Annotated in this window: 9 protein-coding genes; 6 read left to right on the top strand and 3 right to left on the bottom strand. The window is 71.7% G+C overall.

Translation table 11 applies throughout. The annotated features are described in order from the left end of the window. Positions 1-209: 209 nt before the first annotated feature. Complete coding sequence (locus ACFY9E_RS30580; protein WP_390989369.1) at positions 210-1,628, top strand: sugar porter family MFS transporter; 1,419 nt, start codon at positions 210-212, stop codon at positions 1,626-1,628. Between the two features lie 111 nt (positions 1,629-1,739). Here ACFY9E_RS30580 and ACFY9E_RS30575 read toward each other — a convergent pair whose 3' ends face one another. Both ACFY9E_RS30575 and ACFY9E_RS30570 read right to left on the bottom strand, forming a co-directional pair. Continuing rightward, a complete protein-coding gene (locus ACFY9E_RS30575) occupies positions 1,740-2,117 on the bottom strand; it encodes a hypothetical protein (protein ID WP_390989367.1) in 378 nt (125 codons plus the stop codon). Between the two features lie 53 nt (positions 2,118-2,170). After that, positions 2,171-3,142, bottom strand: coding sequence for an LLM class flavin-dependent oxidoreductase (locus tag ACFY9E_RS30570; RefSeq protein ID WP_390989365.1), 972 nt, complete (start codon positions 3,140-3,142; stop codon positions 2,171-2,173). 307 nt (positions 3,143-3,449) lie between these two features. Here ACFY9E_RS30570 and ftsY point away from each other — a divergent pair, with 307 nt between their 5' ends. Continuing rightward, positions 3,450-4,649 carry a signal recognition particle-docking protein FtsY gene (gene ftsY / locus ACFY9E_RS30565; protein WP_390989363.1) on the top strand — a complete coding sequence of 400 codons (1,200 nt, stop codon included), beginning with the start codon at positions 3,450-3,452 and terminating at the stop codon, positions 4,647-4,649. 99 nt (positions 4,650-4,748) lie between these two features. On the opposite strand, the gene ACFY9E_RS30560 is transcribed toward ftsY, so the two are convergent. Further along, positions 4,749-5,414 carry a bifunctional DNA primase/polymerase gene (locus ACFY9E_RS30560; RefSeq protein ID WP_390989361.1) on the bottom strand — a complete coding sequence of 222 codons (666 nt, stop codon included), beginning with the start codon at positions 5,412-5,414 and terminating at the stop codon, positions 4,749-4,751. A 445-nt stretch (positions 5,415-5,859) separates the two neighbouring features. Here ACFY9E_RS30560 and ACFY9E_RS30555 point away from each other — a divergent pair, with 445 nt between their 5' ends. The 4 genes from ACFY9E_RS30555 (at position 5,860) to ACFY9E_RS30540 (ending at position 11,847) form a co-directional block, all read left to right on the top strand. Continuing rightward, complete coding sequence (locus ACFY9E_RS30555; RefSeq protein ID WP_390989359.1) at positions 5,860-7,353, top strand: hypothetical protein; 1,494 nt, start codon at positions 5,860-5,862, stop codon at positions 7,351-7,353. 342 nt (positions 7,354-7,695) lie between these two features. Next, complete coding sequence (locus tag ACFY9E_RS30550; protein ID WP_390989357.1) at positions 7,696-9,036, top strand: ammonium transporter; 1,341 nt, start codon at positions 7,696-7,698, stop codon at positions 9,034-9,036. Beyond that, positions 9,033-9,371, top strand: coding sequence for a P-II family nitrogen regulator (locus ACFY9E_RS30545; protein WP_037933299.1), 339 nt, complete (start codon positions 9,033-9,035; stop codon positions 9,369-9,371). Before ACFY9E_RS30550 ends, ACFY9E_RS30545 begins: the two co-directional genes overlap by 4 nt. Before the next feature lie 28 nt (positions 9,372-9,399). Next, positions 9,400-11,847, top strand: coding sequence for a [protein-PII] uridylyltransferase (locus tag ACFY9E_RS30540; protein WP_390989355.1), 2,448 nt, complete (start codon positions 9,400-9,402; stop codon positions 11,845-11,847). Positions 11,848-11,906 lie beyond the last annotated feature (59 nt).

The raw sequence follows: 11,906 nt of genomic DNA, 5'->3' as shown, positions 1-11,906 counted from the left end.
CACCGGTCTCACCTGCGGCTCCTCGGTGACTTCAACTCTTGAACACATAGCTGACACACTCCTGCATCGGATTCACAGCAGCCGACTATTGACTTCGAAACTTGAAGGCATAGTCTCGGCAACGTTCCTTTTACCTTCAGGTACCTTCAGGTGGCACCTCGAAGGGCTGATCCCCTCCGGCAGCGTTGCCGGTGGCCCGAGGAGTACACGTGACCAGCACAGCGCAGGCACCCAAGTCAGGAGCCAGGACGGCTCACCCCGATCATCTCGGGCACGTCATCTTCATCGCCGCGGCGGCCGCCATGGGCGGTTTCCTCTTCGGCTACGACAGCTCCGTGATCAACGGCGCCGTCGAGGCCATCCGCGGCCGCTACGACGTCGGCTCCGCAGCCCTGGCCCAGGTCATCGCCATCGCCCTCATCGGCTGCGCCATCGGCGCCGCCACCGCCGGCCGCATAGCCGACCGCATCGGCCGTATCCGGTGCATGCAGATCGCCGCGGTTCTCTTCACGATCAGCGCCGTCGGCTCCGCGCTGCCCTTCGCGCTGTGGGACCTCGCCTTCTGGCGTGTCGTCGGCGGCTTCGCCATCGGCATGGCCTCCGTGATCGGCCCGGCCTACATCGCCGAGGTCGCCCCGCCCGCCTACCGCGGCCGGCTCGGCTCCTTCCAGCAGGCCGCGATCGTCATCGGCATCGCCGTGTCGCAGCTGGTCAACTGGGGTCTGCTGAACGCCGCCGACGGTGACCAGCGCGGCAAGCTGATGGGCCTGGAGGCCTGGCAGGTCATGCTCGGCGTCATGGTCGTCCCGGCCGTCCTCTACGGGCTGCTCTCCTTCGCCATCCCCGAGTCCCCGCGCTTCCTGATCTCCGTCGGCAAGCACGAGCGCGCCCGGGAGATCCTCACCGAGGTCGAGGGCAAGGACGTGGACCTCGACGCCCGTGTCGCCGAGATCGAGGGCGCCATGAAGAGTGAGCACAGGTCGAGCTTCAAGGACCTGCTCGGCGGCAGCTTCTTCTTCAAGCCGATCGTCTGGATCGGTATCGGCCTGTCGGTCTTCCAGCAGTTCGTCGGCATCAACGTCGCCTTCTACTACTCCTCGACGCTGTGGCAGTCGGTCGGTGTCGACCCGACGGACTCGTTCTTCTACTCCTTCACCACGTCGATCATCAACATCCTCGGCACCGTCATCGCGATGATCTTCGTCGACCGCATCGGACGCAGGCCGCTCGCGATCATCGGCTCGGTCGGCATGGTCGTCGGCCTCGCGCTGGAGGCCTGGGCGTTCTCCTACCACCTCGTCGACGGCAAGCTGCCGGCCGCGCAGGGCTGGATCGCCCTGATCGCCGCGCACATCTTCGTCCTCTTCTTCGCCCTGTCCTGGGGCGTGGTCGTCTGGGTCATGCTCGGCGAGATGTTCCCGAACCGGATCCGTGCCGCCGCGCTGGGCGTGGCCGCCGCCGCGCAGTGGATCGCCAACTGGGCCATCACCGCGAGCTTCCCGTCGCTGGCCGACTGGAACCTCTCCGTGACCTACGTGATCTACACCGCCTTCGCCGCGCTGTCGATCCCGTTCGTCCTGAAGTTCGTCAAGGAGACGAAGGGCAAGGCCCTGGAGGAGATGGGCTGACCCGTTCCCCCGACTCGGGGAGAAGGGCCAAAGTCCCCGCTGCCCCTCTCCCCGTAACCCGCCACCGCCCCGGTTCGGCCACTGCCCGAGCCGGGGCGGTGGTCCGTCGTGTCACCAGACGAGGACGCCGCCCCCGACCACCCGGGTGTGCAGGGCGGCCACCTCCAGGTTCCGCAGGCGACGCACCAGCCCCTCCCGGTGCTCGGCGAGCCCCCGCGGGCGCTCTGTGCTCGCGGCGATGGCGTCGAGGTGATCGCGCAGCAGCGCCACCTCGCGCAGGAATTCCGCCACGTCCCCGGCCTCGACCTCCAGGTCGCGGTCGGCAAGCACCGGAAGGAACCGCGCCCCCAGCGCGCGCACCGGCGGTGATCCCCACACCGTTTCGCGCCAGGACTCGAACCCGGCCGAGTCGTCGCGCCCCTCGGGGACGTCGAGTATCCGCCGTCGTCCGTCCGGCTCGTGCAGGAACACGTCGACCGAGAGACTCATGACGTCAGTGGATCACCGGGGCGCCCCGGCCGGCCACCGGATATCCGTGAGCGTCAGCTCCCCAGCCGCGGCAGCACCTGCTCGCAGAAGAGCTGCAGACTGCGCCACCCCTCCTCCACCGGCATCCCGCCCGCCAGCGGATGCAGGACATAGGAGTCCAGCCCCAGCGCCACACACGCCTCCGGCGTGAGGATCCGGTAGACGCCCTCCGCGCGCAGGTCCTCCACGGTCGTGGCGGCCGACTTCACGGCGGAGCGCACCTCGCCCGACTGCCAGGAGGCGTACGTCCGGGCCTCGTGCAGGAAATGCCGGCCGTACCGCGCCCAGGCCCGGTCCGGGTCCTCGGCCACGTGCAGCAGGGGAGTCTCGGCGGCGGGCATCATGACCCAGCCCTCGGTGCCGTACTCGACGAGCAGCTCCTTGTAGTACGCCTCCAGCTCCGGCAGATGCGCGCTCGGGAAGAAGGGCAGACCGAGCCGGGCGGCCCGGCGCGCCGCGGCCCTGGAGGAGCCGCCGACCAGGAGCAGCGGGTGCGGTTCGGTGAAGGGGCGCGGGGTGATGCGGACCGTGCGGCCCCGGTAGGTGAAGGGTTCGCCGGTCCACGCCTTCAGCAGGGTCTCCAGCAGTTCGTCCTGGAGTGCGCCGCGCCTGGCGAAGTCCACGCCGAACAGGTCGTACTCCTGCGGCCGGTACCCGATGCCGGCGACCGTCACCAGCCGGCCGTTGCTCAGCAGGTCCAGCACGGCCATCTCCTCGGCCAGCCGCAGCGGGTCGTGCAGCGGGCCGATGATCGCCGAGACGGTGACCGCGACGCGCCGGGTGGCGCCGAAGACGGCCCCCGCGAACGCGAACGGCGACGGCAGCCAGTTGTTGTCCGCCCCGTGGTGCTCCTCCGTCTGCACCGTCGTGACGCCCCGGTCGTCGGCGTACGCGGCCATCTCCAGGGCCGTCCGGTACCGGGCGCCGAGCTCGGCGGGACCGGCCCCGGGAGCGACGAGGTTGAAGCGTGCGACCGTGACGGGCATGGGACGTGTCCCCCTTCACCGGTGGCTGTGCGGGGACCATAGCTGACGGGCCGTCAGGCTGCTAGATGCTCTCACCGGGAAAAGAAGGGTGTGTCACGGCCCACCGCATGGGCCGTGACACACCCTGGGGGCGCTGCACGCGCACCCTGCGAGTCCAAGCTGATACGGGACGCGTTGTGACTCCGCCCCGAGGGGCTTCCGGCCGACGCGAGGTCGGACGGCGGGCCGGCCCGGCCCGGTGGGGCTTTAGCGGCCCCGCGTGGACAACGAACGACCGGGCGTGCGGTCACGCCATACTGGGCTTGTTATGGAAATCGTCATCCTTGCTGTAGTCATCGCCGTGGTCGTGATCGGCGCGCTCGGCGGGCTCATCGTCGGCAGCCGGCGCAAGAAGCAGCTGCCCCCGCCCCCGCCCGCAGCGCCCGACATCACCGCCCCACCGGCCGAGCCGCACGTCGGCGACGAGGCCGAGACGCCGCGGGAGGAACCGCGGCGCACGATAGAGGAGGTGGATCTCCCGGACGGCTCGGCTCCGGTCGTAGTCGAGGAGCCGCCCGCCGAAGCTCCCGCGATCGAGATCCCGGAACCGACCGCCGGCCGCCTGGTCCGGCTGCGGACCCGGCTCTCCCGCTCGCAGAACGCCCTCGGCAAGGGACTGCTCACCCTGCTGTCGCGCGAGCACCTCGACGAGGACACCTGGGAGGAGATCGAGGACACGCTGCTCACCGCCGACGTCGGCGTGCAACCCACCCAGGAGCTGGTCGAGCGGCTGCGCGAGCGCGTGAAGGTGCTCGGCACCCGCACCACCGAGGAGCTGCGCACCCTGCTCCGCGAGGAACTGATCACGCTGGTCGGCCGTGACCTGGACCGCGCGGTCAAGACCGAGCCCGAGGACCGCAAGCCGGGCATCGTCATGGTCGTCGGCGTCAACGGCACCGGCAAGACCACCACCACCGGCAAGCTCGCCCGTGTCCTGGTGGCCGACGGCCAGAGCGTCGTTCTCGGCGCCGCCGACACCTTCCGGGCCGCCGCGGCCGACCAGCTGCAGACCTGGGGCGAGCGTGTCGGCGCCCACACCGTGCGCGGACCCGAGGGCGGCGACCCGGCCTCCGTGGCGTTCGACGCGGTCAAGGAGGGCAAGGAGATGGGCGCGAACGTCGTGCTCATCGACACCGCCGGCCGTCTGCACACCAAGACCGGCCTCATGGACGAGCTCGGCAAGGTCAAGCGGGTCGTGGAGAAGCAGGCCCCGGTCGACGAGGTACTGCTCGTTCTGGACGCCACCACCGGCCAGAACGGCCTGGTCCAGGCGCGGGTCTTCTCCGAGGTCGTCAACATCACCGGCATCGTGCTCACCAAGCTCGACGGCACGGCCAAGGGCGGCATCGTGGTCGCGGTCCAGCGTGAGCTGGGCGTCCCGGTCAAGCTCATCGGGCTCGGCGAGGGCGCGGACGACCTGGCGCCGTTCGAGCCGGAGGCCTTCGTTGACGCCCTTATCGGGGAGTGACCTCCCCACAGTCGTACCGCGCGATCCGTGCGTCGCAGAAGCGCCCGTCCCGAGATGCAGTCGGGGGCGGGCGCTTCGCTGTGTACGTCTGCGGCGCGGTCAGGCCCGCGACCGGTGGGCCACATAGGCCAGCGTGCCCAGCACCAGGCGGGCTTCCGGCGGGCGGGACGCCGAGTCCAGGGCGGGGGAGCGCAGCCAGCGCACCGGGCCGAGGCCCCCGCGGTCGGACGGCGGTGCCGTGATGTGCGCGCCGGGGCCGAGGCCGCGCAGGTCGAGGGAGGCCGGGTCGTCCCAGCCCATGCGGTAGAGCAGGCCGGGCAGATCGGCGGCGGCGCCGCGGGCGACGAAGAAGTGCGCGCGGCCGTCCGGGGTCGCCGCGACCGGGCCGACGGGCAGGCCCATGCGCTCCAGCCGGGCCAGCGCACGGCAGCCGGCGGGCTCCGCCACCTCGATGACGTCGAACGCCCGGCCCACCGGCAGCATCACCGAGGCGCCGGGGAACTCTCCCCAGATCTCGGTCACGTCGTCCAGCGTGGCGCCGGCGGCGAGCACCGGCGCGAAGTCCAGCGGGTGCGCGCCCGGCGCCGGGCAGTCGCCGCGGCCGCAGGAGCAGGCGCCCGCCGAGGCCCGGGCCCCCGGCACCACGTCCCAGCCCCACAGCCCTGTGTACTCGGCCACGGCCGTGCCGTCCGACGTGCGGCCGCGGCGGCGTGAGCCGGACCGGATGTCGCGCATGCCCCGGCTGATGCCGATCGTGAAGCCCATGCCCCCTCCAACGGGTCCGACGCACCGGTGGTTACGCTGCGGACGCGATACGTGACTCTCCGTTTCCGGCTTCCCGGTGGCGGTCGGTTCATTCAGCGCCCGGATGTGCCCAGAGTGGCGTGCCCGACGACGCGCGCCCCCGAGTGCATCGCTGCACCCGCTCCCGGTTGTGCTGTGTCAAGTGAATCGCGCCCAGGCGTACAGGAGTTCATTCGATGGGGTGGCGAATGGTGGCGTTTCCGTGTGAGCCGTGGCCGGACGGGTGATCGTAGGATTACTTTGTGTGCACGAGGCCTGGGGGCACATGCGCTCGTGGGTATGCCGGAGGCAAGTCGTCATTCCGTTCGAAGGGTGACAAGGGCCGGACGGACGGCAGGACGAACCGGCATGCTGATAGGGCTTGGCGCACTCGGCGGCAAGTGGTCTCAGGGATGGGGGCGTTCCAGTGAGCGGCAACGGCGGAAGCGGGACGGACGCTGCGAGCGCGACGCACGCTGACAAGCGCCCGAACGAGCTGCTCACCTCCTGGTTCGTGCGCAGCGGCTGGTCCAAGGGCGAGCTCGCCCGCCAGGTCAACCGCAGAGCACGGCAGTTGGGCGCCAACCACATCTCCACGGACACCTCCCGTGTGCGCCGCTGGCTCGACGGCGAGAACCCCCGCGAGCCGATCCCCAGGATCCTGTCCGAGCTGTTCTCCGAACGCTTCGGCGTCGTCGTCTCCGTCGAGGACCTGGGGCTGCGCACCGCGCGCCAGTCGCCCTCCGCGACCGGCGTCGACCTGCCCTGGACGGGCCCGCAGACCGTGGCCCTGCTCAGCGAGTTCTCGCGCAGCGACCTGATGCTGGCGCGGCGCGGCTTCCTCGGGAGCTCGCTGGTCCTGTCTGCGGGCCCGGCCCTCATCGAACCCATGCAGCGCTGGCTCGTCCCCTCGCCGCCGGCCCCGCGTTCCGAGCCCGACCCCGCTTCCGGGCGCGCCCGCGGCCGGCTCTCCAAGCCGGAGCTGGACCTGCTGGAGTCCACCACGGTGATGTTCCGGCAGTGGGACGCCCAGTGCGGCGGCGGCCTGCGCCGCAAGGCGGTCGTCGGGCAGCTGCACGAGGTGACGGACCTCCTCCAGGAGCCCCAGCCCGAGGCCACGACCCGGCGGCTGTTCAAGGTCGCCGCCGAACTCGCCGAGCTGGCCGGCTGGATGTCGTACGACATCGGGCTCCAGCCGACCGCGCAGAAGTACTTCGTCCTCGCGCTGCACGCCGCCAAGGAGGCCGGTGACCGGCCCCTCGGCTCGTACGTGCTGTCCAGCATGAGCCGCCAGATGATCCACCTCGGGCGGCCCGACGACGCGCTGGAGCTGATCCACCTCGCGCAGTACGGCAGCCGGGACTGCGCGAGCCCGCGCACCCAGTCGATGCTGTATGCGATGGAGGCCCGCGCCTACGCCAACATGGGGCAGCCCGGCAAGTGCAAGCGGGCGGTCCGGATGGCCGAGGACACCTTCTCCGAGGCCGACGAGTGGGACGAGCCCGACCCCGACTGGATCCGCTTCTTCTCCGAGGCCGAGCTGTACGGCGAGAACTCCCACTCCTACCGCGACCTGGCCTACGTCGCCGGGCGCAGCCCCGCCTACGCCTCGCTGGCCGAGCCGCTGATGCAGCGAGCGGTGGAGCTCTTCGCCGAGGACGGCGAGCACCAGCGGTCGTACGCACTGAACCTCATCGGCATGGCCACGGTGCACCTCCTCCGGCGCGAGCCCGAGCAGAGCACGGTCTTCGCCGCCGAGGCCATGCAGGTCGCCAAGAAGGTCCGCTCCGAGCGCGTCAACACCCGCATCCGCAAGACGGTCGACACGGCCGCCCGCGACTTCGGCGACCTCGGCGAGGTCGTCGACCTCACCGAGCGGCTCGCCGCCGAACTGCCCGAGACCGCCGCCGAAGCGGTCTGATCGAGCCGCACGACCCCACCCCGGAACCCCGGCCGCGGCCGGCCCTCCCGAACTGCCCGACTCGGCTCCCCCATGCCAGGTCATCGGAAGGCCGACCGCGGCCGGTCCGTGCGCCCACGGCTGCCTGAAACCGAAGGTTGCGCCACGATAACGATCGGCGCGCCGGCAATCCGGCAGTTCATCGAGGCGTAACACAGCAGGCGCCTTCGTCACGGCCGCGAAACAACGAGGGGCTTCGACCGAAACCGCGCTGCGTCAATCTCGTGGCGCATAACCGGCCCACCCCTCATTCCGCTCGAGGCTTCGCCCGCACGGGGCCGTACCAATGACGAGGAGACGCCGATGGCACCAGCCATCACCCTTGCCGCAGAAGCACCCAAGCTCTCTGCCGCGAACACAGGGTTCATGCTCATCTGTTCCGCCCTGGTGATGCTCATGACGCCGGGTCTGGCCTTCTTCTACGGAGGCATGGTCCGCGTCAAGAGCACCCTGAACATGCTGATGATGAGCTTCATCAGCCTTGGGATCGTCACCATCCTGTGGGTGCTGTACGGCTTCTCCATGGCGTTCGGCACCGACTCCGGCAGCCTCATCGGCTGGAACTCCGACTGGGTCGGCCTCGGCAACATCGGCCTGACGGAGCTGTGGCCCGGCTACACGATCCCGGTGTTCGTGTTCCTGGTCTTCCAGCTGATGTTCGCGATCATCACGCCCGCCCTGATCAGCGGTGCCCTCGCGGACCGCGTCAAGTTCAGCGCCTGGGCGCTGTTCATCGCCCTGTGGGCCACGGTCGTCTACTTCCCGGTCGCGCACTGGGTGTGGGGCGCCGGCGGCTGGGCCTTCGAAATGGGCGTCATCGACTTCGCCGGTGGTACGGCGGTGCACATCAACGCCGGTGCCGCGGCGCTCGGCGTGATCCTCGTCATCGGCAAGCGCGTCGGCTTCAAGAAGGACCCGATGCGCCCGCACAGCCTGCCGCTGGTCATGCTCGGCGCCGGTCTGCTGTGGTTCGGCTGGTTCGGCTTCAACGCCGGCTCCTGGCTCGGCAACGACGACGGTGTCGGCGCGCTGATGTTCGTCAACACCCAGGTCGCCACCGCCGCCGCCATGCTGGCCTGGCTCATCTACGAGAAGATCCGCCACGGTGCCTTCACCACGCTGGGCGCCGCCTCCGGCGCGGTCGCGGGCCTGGTCGCCATCACCCCCGCCGGCGGCGCGGTCACCCCGCTCGGCGCGATCGCCGTCGGCGCCATCGCCGGTGTGCTGTGCGCCATGGCCGTCGGCCTGAAGTACAGGTTCGGCTACGACGACTCCCTCGACGTCGTCGGCGTCCACCTGGTCGGCGGTGTCCTCGGCTCCCTGCTGATCGGTTTCTTCGCCAGCGGCAAGGGCCAGTCCGAGGTCGAGGGCCTCTTCTACGGCGGCGGCCTGACCCAGTTCTGGAAGCAGTGCGCCGGTGTCTTCGCGGTGCTCGCCTACTCCCTGATCGTCTCCGCGCTCCTCGCCTTCATCCTCGACAAGACCATGGGCATGCGGGTTCCCGAGGACGACGAGGTCGCCGGCATCGACCAGGCCGAGCACGCCGAGACCGCATACGACTTCAGTGGTGCCGGTGGCGGCGCCGCCAAGACGGCTGTCACGGCCCCGGTCGCCGCAGCCGCGAGCAAGAAGGTGGACGCATGAAGCTCATCACCGCCGTCGTGAAGCCGCACCGGCTCGACGAGATCAAGGAGGCCCTGCAGGCCTTCGGAGTACACGGCCTGACGGTCACCGAGGCCAGCGGCTACGGTCGTCAGCGGGGCCACACCGAGGTCTACCGCGGTGCCGAGTACACCGTCGACCTGGTCCCCAAGATCCGCATCGAGGTCCTGGTCGAGGACGACGACGCCGAGCAGCTGATCGAGGTGGTGGTCAAGGCGGCCCGCACCGGCAAGATCGGTGACGGCAAGGTCTGGTCCATCCCGGTCGAGACGGCCGTACGGGTCAGGACCGGCGAGCGCGGCCCCGACGCGCTCTGAGGCAGGACGACGGAACAGGAGCCACTGGGTGACGGGTACGGACGTGCAGAAGGAAGCAGAGGACTCGGGACCCAGCGGCTACGCGGCGGCCCGGCTGCGTCTCCTCACCGAGGAGACGCGGTCCGGGCCGCCGCGCCGTGCGGCCCTGGCCGAACTGACGGACGACTGGCTGACCGGCCTGTTCAGCGCGGGCGCGGAGGGGCTGCGCGGGGCCTCCCTGGTCGCCGTCGGCGGTTACGGGCGCGGAGAGCTGTCCCCGCGCAGCGACCTCGACCTGCTCCTGCTGCACGACGGCAGCGACGCCAAGGCGGTGGCCGCCCTGGCCGACCGGCTCTGGTACCCCGTCTGGGACCTGGGCCTGGACCTCGATCACTCCGTCCGCACACCCGCCGAGGCCCGCAAGACCGCGGGCGAGGACCTCAAGGTGCAGCTGGGCCTGCTCGACGCCCGGCACATCGCCGGCGACCTCGGGCTCACCGCCGGACTGCGCACCGCCGTCCTGGCCGACTGGCGCAACCAGGCGCCCAAACGCCTCCCCGAACTCCAGGAACTGTGCGCCGAGCGTGCCGAACGCCAGGGCGAGTTGCAGTACCTGCTGGAGCCCGACCTGAAAGAGGCCCGCGGCGGGCTGCGGGACGCCACCGCCCTGCGGGCCGTCGCCGCCTCCTGGCTCGCCGACGCCCCCCGCGAGGGCCTCGCCGACGCCCGGCGCCGGCTCCTCGACGTCCGGGACGCCCTGCACCTGGCCACCGGGCGCGCGACCGACCGGCTCGCCCTCCAGGAGCAGGACCAGGTGGCCGCCGAGCTCGGCCTGCTCGACGCGGACACACTGCTGCGGCAGGTGTACGAGGCGGCACGGCTCGTGTCGTACGCCAGTGATGTCACCTGGCGTGAGGTGGGGCGCGTCCTGCGGTCGCGCGCCGTGCGGCCTCGGCTGCGCGCCATGCTGGGCGGCGGGAAGCCGACCGCCGAGCGGTCCCCGCTGGCCGAGGGCGTGGTCGAGCAGGACGGCGAGGTGGTGCTCGCCCGGGCCGCGCGCCCCGAGCGCGACCCGGTACTGCCCCTGCGTGCCGCGGCCGCCGCCGCGCAGGCCGGACTCCCGCTCTCGCTGCACGCCGTACGGCGCCTGGCGGCCACCGTGCGCCCGCTGCCCACGCCCTGGCCCGCCGAGGCCCGCGAACAGCTCGTCACCCTGCTCGGCTCCGGCCGCCCCACCATCGAGGTGTGGGAGGCGCTGGAGGCGGAGGGGCTGATCACCCGGCTGCTGCCCGACTGGGAGCGGGTCCGCTGCCGCCCCCAGCGCAACGCCGTGCACCTGTGGACCGTCGACCGGCACCTGATCGAGACGGCCGTGCGCGCCTCCGAGTTCACCCGCCGGGTCAGCCGCCCCGACCTGCTGCTGGTCGCCGCGCTGCTGCACGACATCGGCAAGGGCTGGCCCGGCGACCACTCGGTCGCCGGCGAGATCATCGCCAAGGACGTGGCCGCCCGCATCGGCTTCGACCGCCACGACGTGACCGTCGTCGCCACCCTCGTACGCCACCACCTGCTGCTCATCGACACCGCAACCCGGCGCGACCTGGAGGACCCGGCCACCGTGCGCGCGGTCGCCGAGGCCGTCGGCTCCCAGGGCACCCTGGAGCTGCTGCACGCGCTCACCGAGGCCGACGCCCTCGCGACCGGCCCGGCCGCCTGGTCGTCCTGGCGCGGCTCCCTCGTCGCCGACCTGGTCAAACGGGTCTCGGCGGTGCTCGCCGGAGACGCCCCGGACGACCCCGAGGAGGCCGCGCCGACCGCCGAACAGGAGCGCCTCGCCCTGGAGGCGGCCGCGACGGGCAGCCCGGTCCTCGCCCTGCGGGCGCAGACCGAGCCGCCGGCCGGGCAGGAACCGTCCGGCGACCCCGAGCCGCTCGGCGTGGAGCTGCTCATCGCCGTCCCCGACCAGCCCGGGGTGCTGCCGGCTGTGGCCGGTGTCCTCGCCATGCACCGGCTGACCGTACGGACCGCGGAACTGCGCTCCCTGCACCTCCCGGACGGTGTCGAGGGCTCCGTCCTGCTGCTGGACTGGCGGGTCGCCGCCGAGTACGGCTCCCTGCCGCAGGCCGTCCGGCTGCGCGCGGACCTGGTCCGGGCCCTGGACGGCTCCCTGGACATCGCCGGCCGCCTCGCCGAACGGGACGCGGCCTATCCGCGTCGCCGGGGCGTGATCGCGCCGGCGGCCCGGGTGTCCGTCCACCCGGCCGCCTCCCGCCTGGCCACGGTCATCGAGGTCCGCTCCCAGGACGCCCCGGGCCTGCTGTTCCGCATCGGCCACGCCTTGGAGGAAGCGGGTGTGCAGGTGCGCAGCGCGCATGTCTCGACGCTCGGCGCCAACGCCGTCGACGCCTTCTACGTGACCGGGCCGCAGGGCGCGCCCCTGCCCGGGGAGGAGGCGGCATCCGTGGCGCGGAAGCTGGAGGAGACACTGCGGGGGTGAGGCCGACCCGGCGACTTGTCACGCCGGGATACCCTGGAGGGCGATTCCCTGTAGCCACC

This window comes from Streptomyces sp. NPDC012466, from assembly GCF_042955215.1.
GTDB lineage: Bacteria > Actinomycetota > Actinomycetes > Streptomycetales > Streptomycetaceae > Streptomyces.
The sequence above is the reverse complement of the archived record's forward strand: the minus strand, read 5'-3'. Positions and strand labels throughout refer to the sequence as shown.

Bases quoted from the DNA above. Each gene is read 5' to 3' on its own strand.
- ACFY9E_RS30575 (WP_390989367.1), bottom strand. From the start codon at position 2,117: ATGAGTCTCTCGGTCGACGTGTTCCTGCACGAGCCGGACGGACGACGG.
- ACFY9E_RS30570 (WP_390989365.1), bottom strand. From the start codon at position 3,142: ATGCCCGTCACGGTCGCACGCTTCAACCTCGTCGCTCCCGGGGCCGGT.
- ftsY (WP_390989363.1), top strand. From the start codon at position 3,450: ATGGAAATCGTCATCCTTGCTGTAGTCATCGCCGTGGTCGTGATCGGC.
- ACFY9E_RS30560 (WP_390989361.1), bottom strand. From the start codon at position 5,414: ATGGGCTTCACGATCGGCATCAGCCGGGGCATGCGCGACATCCGGTCC.
- ACFY9E_RS30550 (WP_390989357.1), top strand. From the start codon at position 7,696: ATGGCACCAGCCATCACCCTTGCCGCAGAAGCACCCAAGCTCTCTGCC.
- ACFY9E_RS30545 (WP_037933299.1), top strand. From the start codon at position 9,033: ATGAAGCTCATCACCGCCGTCGTGAAGCCGCACCGGCTCGACGAGATC.